Here is a 362-nt window from a genome sequence, read left to right as displayed (position 1 = left end):
AAAGGGGTAAACATTAACGCAGGGCAGTTAGTGCGCCTTTTGAACATTCCTTTAATCGAAGCCAATCACTTACACGGCTTTGCCAATAACAAAGCCCACGCCGACCACCTGAACGAAGCTAGCCTAAATCATTATGGCGTAGTCGGGCGGGAATGGATCAAATACATTGCCGAAAATAAAGCCTTTATCAAAGCAGAATATCAACGCTATAAAACTGAATGGGCAGAACGCCTTGCCAATAACACCGCCGCACAGGTGCAACGGGTAGCAAGCAATTTTGCCATATTAGAAACCGCTTTACAGACCGCACGGCATTTAACCTTATGGGCGGAAGCGGATAATCGGGAATGCTTAATTCAATC

1 pseudogene is annotated in these 362 nt (G+C 45.9%); it reads left to right on the top strand.

The features are described 5' to 3' along the window. Positions 1-362 (top strand): annotated as a pseudogene (locus ACLS0A_RS11070) (hypothetical protein); the annotation flags it as partial.

The sequence above is a fragment of the Avibacterium volantium genome (assembly GCF_049366555.1).
Classification (GTDB): Bacteria; Pseudomonadota; Gammaproteobacteria; order Enterobacterales; family Pasteurellaceae; genus Avibacterium; species Avibacterium volantium_A.
Note: the sequence above shows the minus strand (reverse complement) of the source record. Positions and strands in the feature narration are given on the sequence as shown.